The sequence below is a fragment of the Amycolatopsis sp. NPDC005961 genome (assembly GCF_040629235.1).
Lineage (GTDB): Bacteria > Actinomycetota > Actinomycetes > Mycobacteriales > Pseudonocardiaceae > Amycolatopsis > Amycolatopsis camponoti.
The window spans coordinates 45,927-62,687 of record NZ_JBEXVF010000027.1; the positions used below are offsets into that span (position 1 = coordinate 45,927).

The window sequence follows — 16,761 nt, forward strand, 5'->3', positions numbered from 1 at the left end:
AGCGTAACCGGCCGGTTCACCCGGTCACCCGCTCGCTCGGCGGTACCCGCTGCCCCGCGCCGCCACTTAGCGTCGTTCCCGCGAGGACGCGAACCGGAAGGAGAGCGATCATGCACGGATGCTGCTCGAAGTGCACCGGTCAGGGCTGCGGCTGCTGCGGCAACTGCAACTGACGCTCCGCCCCGGCGCTCACGGCGGCGGTGGTGGACCCGCCGCCGGGGCGCCACTAACGGGTGATGCACGTCGCCGCGGGACCGAAGCTGGGACCTAAGCCGGAGATCACCGCGTAGCGCACAGCCAGCACTCGCGGGGCTCGCACGCGTACATGCGAAGATCCCCCGGTGCCCGCGCTTTCCGAAATCATCACCGTCCTGGAGCAGGCCTACCCGCCCGCGCTCGCCGAGTCGTGGGACGCCGTCGGCCTCGTCTGCGGCGACCCCGCCGAGCCCGTCACGCGGGTGCTGTTCTGCGTCGACCCGGTCGCCGAGACCGTCGACGAGGCCGCCGACCTCGGCGCGCAGCTGATCGTCGCGCACCACCCGCTGCTGCTGCGCGGCGTGCACGGCGTCGCCGCCGACACCGCCAAGGGCTCGCTGGTGCACCGGATGATCCGCACCGGCATCGCGCTCTACTGCGCGCACACCAACGCCGACTCCGCCGACCCCGGCGTCTCCGATGCGCTCGCGCAGGCGATCGGGCTGCGCGTGACCGGCCCGCTGGCGCCCAACGAAGACGGCGTCACCGGCATCGGCCGGATCGGCGAGCTGCCCGAGGCCGAGCCGTTCGCGACGTTCGTCCAGCGCGTCGCCGAGGCCCTGCCCGCGACCGTGCCGGGCGTGCTCGGCGCGGGCGACCCGGACCGCCCGATCCGCACCGTCGCCGTCTCCGGCGGCGCCGGGGACTCCTACCTGAAGCAGGCCACCGCGGCCGGCGTCGACGCCTTCGTCACCGCCGACCTGCGGCATCACCCCGCCGGTGAGCACCTCGCGAACCCGGGCGCGGTGCCCGCGCTGGTCGGGCTGACCCACTGGGCCAGCGAATGGCCCTGGTGCGGGCAAGCCTCGCTGGTCGTGGCGCAGGCGTTTGCGGGTAACGTCGACACCTACGTCTCCACGCGGTGCACCGACCCGTGGAACGTCCGCGCCGAGCGCACATCTATTTAGAGGAGCACCGTGAAGGCCGATCCCGCCGTGCAGCGCCAGTTGCTCGAGCTCGCCAAGGTGGACGCCGAGCTCTCGCGCACCGCACACCGCCGCCGCACCCTGCCCGAGCTGGCCGAGATCGACGCGGGGGAGAAGACGGCCCGCGAGCGCCGTGACGCGCTCGTGTCGGTGGAGACCGCCGCGTCCGACCTCGACCGGGAGGTGGCCCGGCAGGAGAAGGAGATCGAGTCGGTCCGCGCCCGCGAGGACCGCGACCGCAAGCTCCTCGCGTCCGGCTCGGTGAACTCGAAGCAGATGACCGACATCGAGCACGAGCTGCAGACCCTGCAGCGCCGGCAGAGCGCGCTCGAAGACGACCTGCTGGAGCTGATGGAGCAGCGCGAGGCCCTCGGCCTGGACGCGCAGCGCACCGGCGCCGAGGTCGACAAGGCCGAGGCCGAGGTCGCCGCCGCGGTCGCCCGCCGCGACGAGGCGTTCAAGGACCTCGACACCACCCGCGCGCGCCGCGAAGAAGACCGCGCGAAGCTGCTGCCGCGCTTCCCGGAGCCGCTGCTCAAGCTGTACGAGCGCGTCCGTGAGCAGAAGGGCATCGGCGCCGCGCTGCTGCGGGCCCGCCGCTGCGGCGCTTGCCAGCTGGAGATGGACCGCAACACGATCGCCGAGATCAAGGTCGCGCCGGAGGACGACGTCATCCAGTGCGAGAACTGCGGCGCGGTGCTGGTCCGGACCATGGAGTCGGGTCTGTGACGTCGCATGTGGTCGTCGAGGCGGACGGGGGCTCCCGGGGCAACCCGGGCCCGGCCGGCTACGGCGCGGTCGTCAAGGACGCCGCCACCGACGAGGTCCTGGCCGAGCGCAAGGAAAGCCTCGGCGTCGTCACCAACAACGTCGCCGAGTACAACGGCCTGATCGCCGGGCTGGCCGCCGCGGCCGAGCTCGGCGCGTCCACTGTGGACGTCCGGATGGACTCGAAGCTCGTCGTCGAGCAGATGTCCGGGCGCTGGAAGATCAAGCACCCGGACATGCAGCCGCTGGCCGAACGGGCCAAGGAGCTGGCCGCCGGCTTCTCCCGGGTCGAGTACGAGTGGATCCCGCGGGCCCAGAACTCCCACGCCGACCGGCTCGCCAACGAAGCGATGGACGCGGCCACCGGCAAGCCCGCCGCCGGGAAGCCCGCCCCGAAGCTCCCGACCCGACGGCCCGACCGCGCGACGGTGGCCTGGACCGGTGCGAAGGGCACCCCGACCCGGCTGCTCCTGCTGCGCCACGGCCAGACGGAGATGTCGGCGCTGCGCCGCTACTCCGGCCGCGGTGACGTCCCGCTGACCGAGCTGGGCCGATCGCAGGCCGCCGCGGCGGCGAAGCGGCTGGCCGCGACCGAGGGCCTGGTCGTCGACGGCGAGAGCGTCGCGATCATCTCCTCGCCGCTGACCCGCACCAAGCAGACCGCGCAGGCCGTCGCCGACGCGCTCGGCGGGCGCGTCGAGACCCACCCCGGCCTCATCGAGACCGACTTCGGCGACTGGGAAGGCCTGACGTTCGCCGAAGCGGCCGAGCGCGACCCCGAGCTCCACGGTGCGTGGCTGGGCGACAGCGCGGTGCCGCCGCCCGGAGGGGAGAGCTTCGACGTCGTCCACCGACGCGTCCGCAAGGCCCGCGACGAGCTGATCGCCGAGCACGGCGGGAAGACGTTGGTGCTGGTCAGCCACGTGACGCCGATCAAGACGCTGCTCCGGATGGGGCTCGACGCCGGCCCGCAGCTGCTGTTCCGGCTGCACCTCGATCTGGCGTCGCTGTCGATCGTCGAGTTCTACCCGGACGGGAACGCTTCGGTGCGGCTGGTCAACGACACCTCGCACCTGACCTGACCACCTGAAATGTGGGGTGGATCACGCTCAATGCCGACGCGTGCCGGACCCCCGATGGGGTATTGGCTACAGTGTCTCGACCGCGTCGCCGCGGTGGCGGGTCCGGCCTCGGGCGCGCTTCATGGGGCGCCAGCTCGTGCGTATCCCACCGGCAGAGGCCTGCGGGCGGAACAGTGACGAGGAAATGACGGCTAGCGCACTCACCGAGACCTCCCCGAGCGACGTCCCCGAGGAGCCCACGCCCGTGACGACCACGCGGGGCTGGGGCTCGCGGCTGGCGCCGGTGCTGGCCGTCCTGGCGGGAATGGCCGCCGTGGCGGTGCACGCGACCCGCTACGGCCACTGGATCGTCGACGACGCCGCCATCACGTTCTCCTACGCCCGCAGCTTCGCCGACGGCCTCGGCCCGGTGCTGCAGCCGGGCGCCCCGCCGGTCGAGGGCTTCTCCGACCCGACGTGGATGGTGCTGCTCGGCGTCGGCAAGCTCGTCGGCCTGTTCGACCACGGCCTGCTGTTCGGCCTCCCGGACTACGTGCTGTTCCCGAAGGCGCTGGGCCTGCTCTTCACCGGCGGCATCCTGACGGCGTGCCACATCGCCGCGAAGCAGATCTTCACGCGCTTCGCCTGGCTGGTCACGCTGGTCGTGGGCCTGACGCTGGCGACGATCCCGTCGTTCGTCATCTGGGTCGTGTCCGGCCTGGAGAACTCGTTGTTCGCCTTCGTGGTCGTCACGCTCGCCGTGACGCTGTTCGTCTCGGTCAAGCGCGACAAGCTGCTGACGCCGAAGGTCGCGCTCTGGGCGGGCGTCCTGGTCGCGTTCGCCGCGCTGACCCGGCCGGAAGGCCTGATCTACGCGGGCGCGTACCCGCTGGCGGCGCTGCTCCTGCTGCGCGGCGGCCTGTTCTGGAAGAGCTTCCGCCTGGCTTTGCTGTCGGTGGCGGCGTTCGCCGTGCCGTTCGGCGCGTACGTCGTCTGGCGGCACTCGGAGTTCGGGCGGCTGCTGGCCAACCCGTCGGTCGCCAAGCAGCAGGGGCTGCCCGGCTTCGACGCCTTGAAGCGGCCCTTCGAGCTGGCCGGCTACGCGGGCTGGGCCGGCGTGGTCCTGCTCGCGCTGGTGATCGCGTTCGCGCTGGTCAAGGCGCCGTGGCGGCGTCCGCTGATCGCGCTGCTGGTGCCGCTGGCGCTGGGCATCATCGCGTACGGCGTGATGGTCGCCGACTGGATGTACCAGCACCGGTTCGCCAGCCCGATCTGGCCGCTGGCCGTCATCGCCGGCACGCTCTCGGCGGGCGAGCTGCTCAAGCACCGCCGGGCGCTGCTGCGGATCGGGATCGTCGTGGTGCTGGTGGGGGCGTTCGTCCCGTCGGCCATCGGGTTCGCGCAGGCCGCGGACAAGTTCGCGAAGAGCCCGAACATCACGGCGTGCCTGGTGGCGGACCGCTTCGGCCGCGGCTTCAACACGTACGCGGACATCCTGGGCATCCAGAAGGCGTCCCTGCTGCTGCCGGACCTCGGCGGCTCGTCGATGACCAGCCGGCTCGAGCTCGTCGACATGGCCGGCCTGGTCAACAAGCCGATCGCCGACCTGGTGCACGACAACGACCTGGCGGGTCTGCGGAACTACGTGTTCGACACGGTGAAGCCGACGTTCATCCACTCCTGGGGCCCGTGGGCCGCGGGCAACGGCATCGCGCTCGACCCGCGCCTGGACCGCGACTACGTGCTGATCTACAGCTCGCCGATCGAGGGCCTGCGCAACGGCGACTGGGTGCGCAAGGACGCGGCGACGGACCCGGCGAAGCTCAAGGCAGCGCAGGACTACGCGGCGAAGACGATCCCGGCCGTGGCAGCGGACCGCTTCGGCGGCCCGCTCGACGACTGCGGCGCGACGATGAAGCCGGGCCAGACGATCACGATGCCCGGCTGACTCAGCCCGCCTGAACAGACGTCGTGGAGGTAGCCGAAGTACCAGGTGACCACCATGCTTGTCATCGTGGAAGACACCTCGCGGGCGGATCTCGTGGCCTTCGGGCAGCTTCAAGGCTTCGGCCGCGTCCAGCCACTCGTCAATGCTGCGCAGCTGATGAGGAAGCTTGGTCCGATCCGAGATCCTCACCGTTTACTGCGCGTCCGGCACCACTCTTCGCATGGGCAGTGTGTGCGCAGGAAACCAGCCAAATGCGAACCTTCTTGCCGAGCACGGGGTCTCCCGGCTCCTCGAGGAGGAGGTCACGGCCGCCGTCCGCGCCGTGGTCCGACCACCGGATTCGGTAGTCGAGAGCGAGGCAGAGTTCGCGGGTGAGTTGTTCGAGATCTTCCCCATCTGGAGACAGCTCCGTGAAATCGAGCACGCACCAGGTATCCCATGCACCTGTGGCGATGCCCGGCTGACTCAGGTCAGCAGGCCCAAGCTCAGCCACAACGCCCCGGTCGCCGCCACCAGGCACAGGGGCGTCGTGATCGCCCCCAGTGCGTGGAACGTCTTCGCCGACGGGTGCTCCGGCAGCGTGCGGCGCCACAGCAGCGTCGCCAGTGAGCCCAGGTAGCTCGCGTTCGGGCCGATGTTGACCCCCAGGAGCACCGCCAGCAGCACCCCCGGCGCCGGGTGCGGGCCCAGGACGGACAGCAGGATCAGCGTCGCCGGGAGGTTGTTGACCAGGTTGGCCAGCAGCGCCGCCACCCCGGCCGCGAGCAGCAGGTCCACCAGGCCCGCCGACGACGGCAGGACGTCGCGCAGCAGGCCGCCGAGCAGGTGCTCCGAGACCGCCTCGACCACGACCGCCAGGCCCAGCACGAACAGGCACAGCTGCGGCGCCGCTTCGGTCACCAGCTGCCACGGCTTGATCGTGCCCCGCGCCAGGGCGCGGGTGCCGAGGATCAGCGCGGCCAGCGCCGCGATCCACACGGGCTCGACGTGGCCCAGCGGGCCCAGCGCGAAGCCGGCCAGGGTCAGGCCCAGGATGACCAGCGCGAACGTCGGCGTCTCCAGGTGCTGCTTCGGCTCGGCGGTCTCGCGCGGACGGAGGTCGGCGGCGAAGAACCGCAGGAACACCAGCAGCTCGATGGCGATGGTGACCAGCCACGGCAACGCCATCGCCGCGGTGAACCCGGCGAACGTCAGCCCCGAGGCGCCGAACGCGAGCAGGTTCGTCAGGTTGGACACCGGCAGCAGCGTCGACGCCGAGTTCGCCAGGTGCGCGCAGGCGTAGACGTGCGGGCGGGGTGGGAGACGCAGGCTCGTCGCCGTCGCCAGAACCACCGGGGTGAGCAGGACGACCGTGGCGTCCAGGCTGAGGACGGCGGTCACTCCGGATGCCGCCGCGAAGGTGAGCACGAGCAGCCGCCGCGGCTTGCCGTGGCAGGCCTCGGCCAGGCGGTTGCCGAGCCAGGTGAAGACACCGTCGACACTGGCCAAAAAGGACAAAAGCAGGATCGCGGCCAGGAAGCCCAGCGTCGGGAGGATCTCGACAGCGCGCTGCCCGGCCGCTTCCGGCCGCACGAGCCCCAGCAGCAGCACGAGGCCGGCCGCCGGCACCGCGGCGACCGCTTCGGGCCAGCCACGCGGCCGCACGATCGCGAAGACCAGCACGGCGGCCAGCAGTATCAGGCTTCCCGCGCCTGCCCAGAAGTTCACCGGCTCACGCTAGCCGACGGTTTCGCCCCCCGGTTTTGTCGGTGCTCTCGGGTAGCGTCGAGAACGGGGGGGCGCCCCGGCGGCCCCGGGTCAGACGCCGAGCGGCTCCGGGGTGGCCGCGCCGCGCGCCAGGTCCTGCTCCTTCGCCCGGATCACCGGCAGCACGTGCTTGCCGAAGTGCTCGACGTCCTCCAGGTAGTGCAGGAACCCGAGCAGCAACAGCGAAGCGCCGCGCTTCTTGTACTCGATCGCCCGGTCGGCGATCTGCTCCGGCGTGCCGATCAGCTTCGTGCGGAAGCCGTCGTTGTACTGCACCAGGTCCTCGAACTCCGAGTCGGCCCACATGCCTTTCGCGTCCGAAGTGGACTTTCCCGCCTGCGCCACCGCCGACCGGAACCCCTCCACCGCCTCGACGTTGGCCTTCGCGACGATCTCCTGCAGGACCGCGCGAGCTTCACTCTCCGACTCACGGGCGATGACGAACCCGTTGAGTCCGAATCGGACAGTGCGCGCGTTCGACGCCGCGTACCCCCGCACTTCCGCGACCTGCTCGCTGAAGCCGTCGAAGTCCTTGCCGTTGCTGAAGTACCAGTCCGACACGCTCCCGGCGAGCTTGCGCGCCGCCGTCGAGTTGCCGCCCTGGAAGATCTCGGGGTGCGGGGCCGCCACCGGCTTCGGCTTGATGTCGAAGTCGTGGATCCGGTAGAAGTCGCCGCGGAACTCGGCGTGGTCGTTCGTCCACAGCTCGCGCAGCACGCGGATGAACTCCTCGGACCGCCGGTAGCGCTCGTCGTGCTCCAGCCACGGCTCGCCGAGGCCGGTGAACTCGCCCTTGAACCAGCCGCTCACCACGTTGACCGCCGCGCGCCCGCCGGAAATGACGTCGGCGCTGGCGATGAACTTCGCCAGCACACCGGGGTGCCACAGTCCGGGGTGGACGGCCGCGATCACCTTGAGCCGCTGCGTCGCGAGCAGCAGCGCCAGGCTGAACCCGGTGGACTCGTGCTGGTACGAGGCGCCGTAGCTGGCCGTGTAGCGCACCTGCGAAAGCGCGTACTCGAACCCGCTGTTCTCGGCCAGGACGGCCAGGTCTCTGTTGTACTCGTAGCCCCAGTCCGTCCGCTGTTCGATGTCGGACGTGACGAGGCCACCACTCACGTTCGGGACCCAGTAGGCGAATTTCAACGGCTCTTCGAGCGACATGGCCCGAGTAGAGCAATGACGCCGGAGCCGGTCAACGCGCGTCCACGCGGTGGGAACTCACCCGCCGCGCTGGGACTTCGCCAGTGCGCCACCGAGTTCCGCGCGGCCGGGGATGCCGAGCTTGCGGTACGCGCCGGACAGGTGCAGCTCCACCGTCCGCCGCGTGAGGTGCAGCGCGGTCGCGATCTCCCGGTTCGTCAGCCCCTGCGCGGCCATGACGGCGATCCGGTTCTCCTGCCGCGTCAAGCCGTGCTCGTTGTCCTTGGCCGGCGTCAACGTCCGCCGCGCCGACCGCAGCTCCTCCGCCGCGCGCCGGGCGAGCGGACGGGCGCCGCAGTGCTCGCTCAGCTCCACTGCCTGCCGCAGGGTCTCGATGGCCTTCTCGGACTGACCGTGGCGCGCCTGCAGGGTGCCGAGCTCGGTCAGCGCCGTCGCCAGCTGGAGGCGGGCCGGGGACGAGCCGAGCGTCGTGATCGCCTTGTTCAGCGCCCGCTCGGCTTCGTCGTCCTCGCGGACGAGGCCCATCGTCGTCAGGGCCGTGCCCAGCGGCCGCGCCGCGCCCCAGCGGGCGGACGCGTTCATGTCCTCTTCGGCCAAGCGGGCCGCGTCGTCGGCCTGGCCCAGCGCCAGCGCGGCCCGCGCCGCGTGCGCGCGCCACGGCACGAAACCCGGGAACCGCATGCCGTGGTGGGCGAGCCTCCGGCCGCAGCTGAGCAGGTCTTCGAACCCGAAGCGGGTGTACCCGGTCGCGACGCGCAGGCGGCCGCGCGCGTAGAGGAGGTAGGTGTGGGTGAACAGGCCCTGGCTCGCGACGAAGTCCATCCGGTCCAGCAGCGACGTCGCCGCCTCGAACCGGCCCAGGTCCACCCAGCATTCGACGAGCTTCGCCGCGCACAGCACGCCGACCGGGCACGTCGTCGTCCCGCCGCGCTCGTCGAAGCGGCGCAGCAGCGACTCGAAGTGCACGCTCGCCCGCTGCAGGTCGCCGCTGGCCTGCAGCGCGATCCCGCGAGCCAGGGTGGGCAGCGCGCCGTGCGGGATGTGCACGTCCCACGGCTCGCGCTCGACGTCGAGGACGCGGCACAGCCGGTCGACGAGCGTCGGCTCGTCCGCGAGCACCGCGGTGGCCAGCGTGAAGAAGTAGTGCTGCTCGAACAGCTCGGGCTCGTCGCCGGCCGGGTCCGGGGCGGCGGCGCCCGCGGTGAGGCTCAGCGCGTCCGCGAAGTGCCCGACGGCGTCCGGTGCCGACTCGCCGCTGCGGACGGCGTCCAGCGCCAGCAGCGCCGAGCGGCTGCGCTGCGCCGCCGGGTCGGTCAGCGGCGCCCACTGCTCCTCGAAGTCGCGGAACTCCGGCGGCGGGCCGAGCCGGCTGCCGGCCTCGGCCAGGTAGGTCATGCACAGCAGCGGCCAGACGGCGTCCGGGCCGCCCGCGTCGAGCCGGGCGGCGATCTGGCCGGCCGCGCTGATCGCGAGCCGCGCGTCCTGGCCGCCGCAGAGCGACAGCAGCATCGCCGAGGCGATGAACGCGGCTGTGTCGCGGTTGCCGATGGTGTCGACGGCCTCCCGCACCCGCTGCGCCGCGGCGGGCGGGTCGACCTGGAACTCCGCGTGGGCCAGCTGCAGCAGCACGGCCACCCGCCGCCCCGACGTCAGCCGCTCCTCCAGTGCCCGTCGCAGGTGCCGCGAGGCGAGCTCGGGCCGGCCGGAGAACACGGCGTTGCGCGCGCTCAGCCGCAGGACGTCCACACCCCACGGGATCCGGATCGACGTCGCTTCGAGCAGGTGCGCGGCGACGCGCTCGACCGGCGCGCCGGTCTCCGACAGCAGCTTCGCCGCCCGCGCGTGGTTGACCGCGCGCGTCGTCTTCGGCATGTCCCGCAGCACGGAGTTGCGGACGAACGGGTAGGTCAGCGTCGGTGCGTTGCTGTTGTTCAGCACGTGCAGCCGGACCATCGTGTCGATCGCCTGCAGCGCGTCGAGCTCGTCGACGCCGGCGAGCTGGGCCAGCAGGTCGAAGCCGGCGTCCTCGCCGAGGATCGCGGCCGCGTGCAGGATCGCCGGCGCGTCCGGGAACTCCGCCATCCGCGTGTGGAGCACCTGCCCGATCAGCGACGAGCCGAGCTCGTGCGGGTCCGCGCCGGGCAGCAGCCGCGGCCGCAGCGCCTGCAGCAGGTACGGGTTGCCGCCGGTCGCTTCGCGGCAGGCGGTCGCGAGCTCGCCCGGCGCGAGGCCGAGGATCTCCGCCGCACCCGCGTCGCCGAGGCCGTTGAGGGTGATCGTCGCCGGCGTGCAGCCGGCCATCTCCAGCAGCGCGACCTCGCGGTGCGGCGGGTGGCCGATCAGGGAGGTGAGTATGATCAACACCGGCAGGTCGAGCACGCGGTGCCGGATGTAGGCGAGGCACCGCATCGACCAGGCGTCGGCGAGGTGCACGTTGTCGATGCCGAGGAACAGCGGGCCCCGCTCGGTCGCGTCCCGGATGATCCGGAAGAAGAGGTCGAGCGCTTCGCTCTCGCCGGCCGGCCCGCAGAGGTCGGCGACGGGCGGGCGCGGGGCGCCGGGATCGTCGAGCGCGTCGGCCAGCTGGCGGGCGACCCCGCCGGGCAGGTGGCTCTCCAGCCGCGACCCGGTGGCGACCGCGACGGTGAATCCGGCGTCCGCGGCGAGCGCCGCGGCGGTGTGGAGCGTGGCGGTCTTGCCCATGCCGAACTCGCCGACCAGCACCGCGCTCGCGGCCGTGCCGTCCAGCGCGAGGGGGAACAGGCTGGTCAGGCGGCTGAGCTCGGGCTCGCGGCCGGGGAGCCGCGGAGCGGGGCGCTTCGGTACCGAAGCCCCGCGGACGGGATGCTCGGGATTTACTTCGGTATCCACCGTAAGGACTTTCATGTTGGGTTGGGGCAGACTACTGGAAACCGGCTGACCACGGGAGATCCCGCAGGTCATGGCCGGTACCGGCCACAACCTGAGCAGGGGAGACGATGGACGCAGCGAAAGCGGACCAGGTCCTCGCGACGGCCGGCCGGGCCGCGCAGACGATCGTCCCGCCCAGCAGGAGCACGCCGGCGACCATCCCCCGCCGGCGGGAGAACACCCACGGCTTTCGCCGCCGGGCGGACCCCTCGCTCGGCGGCGGGTAGCCGACGCCGGCCGCGTCGGGCCGCCGCTGGGTGGAGCCGGGGACCGGGTCGCCGGTAGCGGGTGGGCCACCGGAGGCGGAGACGCTGCCGGAGGCCGGGGAGCCGGGGCCGGGGGAACCATCGGGAGCCGGGGCACCGGCACCAGCGGGACCACCGAGGGCCGGGGCACCGGTACCGGGAGAACCACCGAAGGCTGGGACGCCGGCACCAGGAGCACCATCGGGAGCCGGGGCACCGGCACCAGCGGGACCACCGAAGGCCGGGGCACCGGCATCGGCGGAGCCACCGGAGGCGGGCGAACCGTGGTCGGCGGGACCACCGAGGGCCGGGGCACCGGCACCGGGGGAACCACCGGAAGCCGGGGCACCAGCACCGACCGGCCCGCCGGAGACCGGGGAACCACCGGGAGGGGAACCGCCGCCCGGCAGGTACCCGAGCCGGGCCGCCTCCGCCAGCGCCGCGGACACCGGGTGGAAGCCGGTGAGCAGTTCGCGGCACCGGGGACACTCCGCGAGGTGGGTTTCGAACTCTCCCGCATCGTCGAGGACGCCGAGTTCGTAAGCCGCGGCGTCGCGGTGCTTCGCCCTCATCGCACCGTCACTTCCCCGAGCGCTTTACGCAATTGCCGCATCGCCGTGTACAACCGCGATTTGACGGTTCCCTCGGGAATTCCCAGAATTGTCGCCGCCTGCCGGACGGTGTTTCCGGCGAGATATGTCTCGGCGATGACGGACTGATATTTCTCGTCCAGTGCCGACATTGCCCGGCTAATCGTTAGTGCGGCTAACGAACTGTCCGCGCGATCGGTGGACTCGGCGTTTTCCGGGATCTCCAGAGCGACCTCCTGCGGGCGGACCCGGCGATTTCGCCAGCCGTCGATGACGATCCGGCGCGCCACCGTGAGGAGCCAGCCGCGCAGCATTCCGGGCTCGCGTTCGAGCGTGCCGGAGTGCTGCCACGCGCGGATCATGGTCTCCTGCACGACGTCTTCGGTCCACTGCCGGTCGTGGTTCGTCAGGGCCAGTACCTGCGAAAACAGGGTGGCGCGGAAGTCCTTGTACAGCAGCGGGACGAGGTCGTCTCCCGTGTCGGGGCGTGCCTCGACCGCCGTTGCGGACGAAGTGCGGCCGACGTGACCGAGACTTTCTCTGCCCAGTGCTTCCATAAAGCTCGCAACCTCACCTGACTGGCGGACCGTGGGGCCATCGGAGCGTAGCGCAAAAGCACTTAATAGGCCATATGCATTAGTTTCCGTGCCCCATTAGGCCAGGTGCGTCGCAGAGGGGGTTCAAATTGTGTCTTGTGATGTACATCACAGTCACTAAAAGGTGACGAAGAGAACCGGTGAACGCCGTTCTTCCGTAACCCCCGGTGAGACGTTCTTCACGAAGGGACAACGGGGATGCCGTTCCGATTCGTGGCCTTGTTCGCCGCCACGACCGCGCTCGTGCTCGGCTGCGCCCTGCCCGCGTCCGCCGGTGAGCTGCAGCAGACCGACCGCACCTTGCTGGCGCGCCTGAAGCAGCACACGCTGTGGGCCACGCCGGCGAGCAGGCTCGCCGCCGAGCGCGCCACCAACCGGCGCGTGCGCGCGGTCGCCGTCCGCATCGCCGACGACCAGGCCCGCCTCGACGTCGCCCTGCGCGCGGTCGCCGACCGGCTCGCCATCACGCTCCCCGCCGTGCCGACCGAGCAGGAACGCCGCTGGGCCGGCGAGCTGTCCGGCGACTCCGGCGACGCGTTCGACCGCGCCTACGTCAACCGCCTGCGCGCCGAGTACGGCTCCCTCTTCGGGCTCGCCTCCGACGTCCGCGCCGGCACCCGCGACGACGACGTCCGCGCGTTCGCCCAGACCGCCGTCGACACCTCGCTCGGGCACCTGACGCTCCTCGAAAGCACCGGGCTCGCCGAGACCACTTCTTTGCTCGTCTCCGCCACTGAGGACGACACCCTCGGTGGCGGAGACCTCGCCCTCGGGGCCGCTTTCGTGGCGTTCGCCGCCGTCGCCACGTTCGGCCTGCTCCGCCTGCTCGGAACCCCCGGCAGGACCCAGCCGCGCACCCGGAGGTAAGCCCGTCCATGTCCCCGTCCGCCGCGCTGTTCCCGGTGTCGCCGCACGACACCGGGATCGCCCAGGCCGCCGCGCTGTCCGGCCGCCTCACCTACCTCTGCATGTGCCTCACCCTGTGCTGGGGCGTGCTGGCCGCCACCGGCTGGGTCCGCCGGTTCAGCGGCCAGGACGCGCTGCGCGCCGGGCACGTCCTGCTCGCCGTGTTCACCCTCGCCACCGGCACCCTGCACGGGCTGACGTTCCTCTTCCTCGAGGACGACCCGTTCGGCGTCGCCGACCTGCTGCTCCCGTTCTACGACGGCACGCCCCGGCACGCGCTCGGCATCGCGGGCCTCGAGCTCGTCATCGCCGTGTCGATCACCGCGGGCCTGCGGCGCGGCAAGCGCGAAGGCCGCTGGCTGCGCTTCCACCAGCTCGGCTACCTCGCCATCGGGCTGCTGGCCGTGCACGCCTGGCTCGGCGCGATCTCGAGCGGGCACCTTTCGGTCGTCTGGCTCGCCGGGATCACGCTGCTCGTGCCGCCGGTGGTGCTGTCCGCGCTGCGGGTGCTGCCCACGTCGGCCCTCGTCCGGGCCGGGCTGATCGAGCCCGCGCCCGAAGAACCCGAGCTCGCGTCGCTGCGCATCGACGTCGACAGCCACCGCTGCCACGCCTACGGCGTCTGCCAGTCCGAGGCGCCGGGGGTCTTCCAGCTCGGCCACGACGGGCAGCTGGAGTACGAGAAACGGCCGGGAGCCCGGGAAACGCCGAACGTCCGCGCGGCCGCGCGCGCCTGTCCCATGCGAGCCATCCACCTGTTGGGAGCCACCTCGTGAGCGAACGCATCGTCATCGCCGGAGCCGGTCTCGCCGGCCTGCGGGCCGCCGAACGGCTGCGCGAGCTCGGGTTCGAGGGCGAGGTCGTCGTCTTCGGCGCCGAGCCGGACATCGCCTACCACCGCCCGGCGCTGTCCAAGAGCCTGCTGACCGGCGCGGTCAGCCGGGCCCAGACCCTGCTCGCCGACCCGCTCGAGGTCGACGCCGAGTGGTACTTCGACACGCCGGTCACCGCGCTGTCGCCGAACCGGCAGGTCGTCCACCTCGACGGCGAGGAGCTCCGCTACGACGGCCTGATCATCGCCACCGGCGTCGAACCCCGCCGGATGCCCGGCGCGCCGCACGGCCACCCGCGGGTCGTCGTCGTCCGGACCCTGTCCGACACCACGGCCCTCCAGCGCGCCCTCGCCACCAGCTCCGGCCCGGTCGCCGTCATCGGGGACGGCTTCATCGGCTGCGAAGTCGCTTCGAGCCTGCGGGAGATGGACCGCGACGTCGTCCTCATCGGCCGGTCGCGGGCATTGCTGGCCGACGTCCTCGGCCCGGAGATCGGCGACTGGCTCACGGCGTTGCACGCCGCCCGCGGCGTCCGGCTGGAGCTCGGGACCACCATCCGCCGGTGGCACCCGGGGACGACGTCGGTCGGCCTGGAGTTCGCCGACGGCCGCGCCATCGACGTCGGCTGCGTCGTGGTCGCCGTCGGGAGCGTGCCCGCGGTGTCCTGGCTGCGCGGCGCGAAGCTGCCGCTCGACGACGGCGTCGTCTGCGGGCCCACCTGCCACGTCGTCGGCTCGGACACGATCGTCGCGGCCGGCGACGTCGCCCGCTGGCCCAACGTCCGCTACGACGCGACGCCGCGGCGGGACGAGCACTGGCTCAACGCCGTGGAGATGAGCCGCGCGGCGGCCGAGAACCTGCTCGCCGGGCCGTCGGGTTCGCCGGCGTACACGCCGGTGCCGCGCTACTGGTCCGAGCAGCACGGCGTCCGGATCCAGGTCGCCGGGCGGCCCATGCTCGGGACGGACACGGTGCTGCTGGAGTCGCCGGTGGCCGGAACCCGCCCGATCACCGGCTTCGTCTCGGGCGGCGAGCTGGTCGGGCTCATCGGCCTCGACAGCCCCGCCGCGGTGCTGCACTGGACGGCCGAGCTGGCCCGCCGCTCGGCGCCGTCGATCGTCCCGCCGCAGCGGCCCCCGGAACCCGAGCGGCCCCGTCACCACAGCCGCGCCGCGGCCGGCTACTGAGTCCCGGGCCCCCGGCTGCTCGGTTCCGCGGCCGTGGTGCGGCGGGTGCCACGGGGCGGCGGCGAGCGGGTGCGGGAATCCGGCCTGCCACGCGGCCCCGCGATGGCCGGGTGCTCGTCCCCGCGAGCATGGCTCGGGCGCTGGGCTACCATTTGTGCCGCGGACGAGCTGGCAGGGCGGTCGCGGGCCGGGGCGACCCGGTCCGAGGAAAGTCCGGACTCCACAGGGCAGGGTGGTTGCTAACGGCAACCCGGGGTGACCCGCGGGAAAGTGCCACAGAAAACAGACCGCCACGGCCCGCGTGCTTCACGAGGGCCGGGGTAAGGGTGAAACGGTGGTGTAAGAGACCACCAGCGTCCCGGGTGACCGGGGCGGCTGGGTAAACCCCACCCGGAGCAAGGCCAAGAGGGAGCGCGAGCTCCTGCGCAGGCGTTCGAGGACGGCCCGTCCGAGCCTGCGGGTAGGCCGCTGGAGCCTGCCGGCGACGGCAGGCCGAGATGGATGGCCGCCGCCCGGCGAGCCGCGAGGCGACCCGGGAACAGGATCCGGCTTACATGCCGGCTCGTCCGCCTCTCTTCTGCCGCGGCCGTCGTGAGTGAGAAACCGTGTTCCAACCCTGTTTCTCACTCACGACCGGTCACGGCCGAAGGTTCCGCGGGTGGTTACCCGGTAGTAGGGTGCCGCTATGGCGGGTGACGAGAAGCGGTTCAAGTCGGCCTTCGATTCCCTTCACGCTCTGGCGTACTTCGCGCCCGAAGTGGACCAGGCGCTCACCGGCATCGGGCTGCGGCCGGGGCGGATGCCCTACTTCGCCGGCCGCTCGGCCGCGATGGGACCGGTCGGGCCCGAGGTCGTCGCCGCCACCTTCTACAACTTCAACCCCGAGGTCGTCGCCCGCGTGATCCCGCGCGCCTGGACCCTCGCGACGCCGGAGCAGGTCCTCGAAGCGCGGCTCGACGGCGTCGACGGGGCCCTCACCCGGCTCCTCGGCGAAGGCGAGCTGAAGAGCGACGAGGTCGTCGAGGCCGCCGACCTCGCCCGCGAGGCCACCGCCGGCTGCACGACCGAAGGACGCCCCCTCTACGCCGCGCACGCCGGCCTGGACTGGCCCGAGCCGCCGCACCTCGCGCTCTGGCACGCCATCACCCTGCTGCGCGAGCACCGCGGCGACGGCCACATCGCCGCCCTCCTCCTCAACGGCCTGAGCGGCGTGGAAGCCCTCGTCACCCACGTGGCCACCGGCGCCGGGTTCACCGTCGACGCGGCCAAGCTGACGCGGGGCTGGAGCGACGAGCAGTGGACCGCCGCCGAGCAGCGCCTGCGCGACCGCGGGATCCTCGACGGCGACGGCGCGCTCACCGACGAAGGCGTCGCGGTGCGTGACCGCGTCGAGGCGGCCACCGAAGCCGCCGCGAGGGGCCCGTGGGACCACCTCGGAGCCGAGAAGCTGGCCCGGCTGGAGGAGCTCGGCCGGGACCTCACCCGCCGCGTGGTCGCGGCCGGTGCGTTCCCGAAGGGCGTTTTCGCCCAGCGCCGCGCGTGAAGCCCAAGATCACGCTATGTAGTGAAAAGCGTGTGAGGTTTTGAGCGCCGTGTGACGGACAGCGCGAGCCGTCAAGATCGACA

13 protein-coding genes and 1 other RNA gene are annotated in these 16,761 nt (G+C 72.2%); 10 read left to right on the top strand and 4 right to left on the bottom strand.

The window, feature by feature from the left end; translation table 11 throughout:
- Positions 1 to 341 precede the first annotated feature (341 nt).
- From ABZ342_RS24205 to ABZ342_RS24220, 4 genes are all read left to right on the top strand, one after another.
- Entirely contained in the window at positions 342 to 1,163 is an 822-nt protein-coding gene (locus ABZ342_RS24205) for a Nif3-like dinuclear metal center hexameric protein (RefSeq protein ID WP_155549282.1), read from the top strand.
- A 9-nt stretch (positions 1,164 to 1,172) separates the two neighbouring features.
- Complete coding sequence (locus ABZ342_RS24210) at positions 1,173 to 1,910, top strand: C4-type zinc ribbon domain-containing protein (RefSeq protein WP_360476956.1); 738 nt, start codon at positions 1,173 to 1,175, stop codon at positions 1,908 to 1,910.
- Entirely contained in the window at positions 1,907 to 3,031 is a 1,125-nt protein-coding gene (locus ABZ342_RS24215) for a bifunctional RNase H/acid phosphatase (protein ID WP_360476959.1), read from the top strand. The genes ABZ342_RS24210 and ABZ342_RS24215 overlap by 4 nt, the downstream gene beginning before the upstream one ends.
- Positions 3,032 to 3,215: 184 nt before the next feature.
- Entirely contained in the window at positions 3,216 to 4,958 is a 1,743-nt protein-coding gene (locus tag ABZ342_RS24220; protein ID WP_360476962.1) for a hypothetical protein, read from the top strand.
- A gap of 465 nt (positions 4,959 to 5,423) precedes the next feature.
- Here ABZ342_RS24220 and ABZ342_RS24225 read toward each other — a convergent pair whose 3' ends face one another.
- From ABZ342_RS24225 to ABZ342_RS24235, 3 genes are all read right to left on the bottom strand, one after another.
- The gene (locus tag ABZ342_RS24225) at positions 5,424 to 6,665 is read right to left on the bottom strand and encodes an SLC13 family permease (RefSeq protein ID WP_360476965.1); all 1,242 of its coding nucleotides are present in this window, start codon (positions 6,663 to 6,665) and stop codon (positions 5,424 to 5,426) included.
- A 90-nt stretch (positions 6,666 to 6,755) separates the two neighbouring features.
- The gene (sfnG, locus tag ABZ342_RS24230) at positions 6,756 to 7,868 is read right to left on the bottom strand and encodes a dimethylsulfone monooxygenase SfnG (protein WP_155549286.1); all 1,113 of its coding nucleotides are present in this window, start codon (positions 7,866 to 7,868) and stop codon (positions 6,756 to 6,758) included.
- A gap of 57 nt (positions 7,869 to 7,925) precedes the next feature.
- Entirely contained in the window at positions 7,926 to 10,739 is a 2,814-nt protein-coding gene (locus tag ABZ342_RS24235) for an AAA family ATPase (protein ID WP_360476968.1), read from the bottom strand.
- 107 nt (positions 10,740 to 10,846) lie between these two features.
- Between ABZ342_RS24235 and ABZ342_RS24240 the strand changes: the two genes are divergently transcribed.
- Positions 10,847 to 11,005, top strand: coding sequence for a hypothetical protein (locus ABZ342_RS24240; RefSeq protein WP_360476971.1), 159 nt, complete (start codon positions 10,847 to 10,849; stop codon positions 11,003 to 11,005).
- A gap of 586 nt (positions 11,006 to 11,591) precedes the next feature.
- Here the strand turns inward: ABZ342_RS24240 and ABZ342_RS24245 are convergent.
- Positions 11,592 to 12,170 (bottom strand): sigma-70 family RNA polymerase sigma factor, encoded by a 579-nt coding sequence (locus tag ABZ342_RS24245; protein ID WP_155549289.1) that lies wholly within the window; start codon positions 12,168 to 12,170, stop codon positions 11,592 to 11,594.
- Positions 12,171 to 12,407: 237 nt separating this feature from the next.
- Between ABZ342_RS24245 and ABZ342_RS24250 the strand changes: the two genes are divergently transcribed.
- The 5 genes from ABZ342_RS24250 to ABZ342_RS24270 all read left to right on the top strand — a co-directional run bounded on the left by ABZ342_RS24250 (position 12,408) and on the right by ABZ342_RS24270 (position 16,678).
- Positions 12,408 to 13,076: a DUF4142 domain-containing protein gene (locus tag ABZ342_RS24250; protein ID WP_360476976.1), complete on the top strand. Its 669-nt coding sequence runs from the start codon at positions 12,408 to 12,410 to the stop codon at positions 13,074 to 13,076.
- 8 nt (positions 13,077 to 13,084) lie between these two features.
- Entirely contained in the window at positions 13,085 to 13,891 is an 807-nt protein-coding gene (locus tag ABZ342_RS24255) for a ferredoxin (protein ID WP_360476979.1), read from the top strand.
- Positions 13,888 to 15,135 (top strand): FAD/NAD(P)-binding oxidoreductase, encoded by a 1,248-nt coding sequence (locus tag ABZ342_RS24260; protein ID WP_360476982.1) that lies wholly within the window; start codon positions 13,888 to 13,890, stop codon positions 15,133 to 15,135. The genes ABZ342_RS24255 and ABZ342_RS24260 overlap by 4 nt, the downstream gene beginning before the upstream one ends.
- A gap of 164 nt (positions 15,136 to 15,299) precedes the next feature.
- Positions 15,300 to 15,704, top strand: an RNA gene (gene rnpB / locus ABZ342_RS24265) — RNase P RNA component class A.
- Between the two features lie 116 nt (positions 15,705 to 15,820).
- On the top strand, positions 15,821 to 16,678 hold the full coding sequence (locus tag ABZ342_RS24270; protein ID WP_360476985.1) for a hypothetical protein: 858 nt from the start codon (positions 15,821 to 15,823) through the stop codon (positions 16,676 to 16,678).
- Positions 16,679 to 16,761 lie beyond the last annotated feature (83 nt).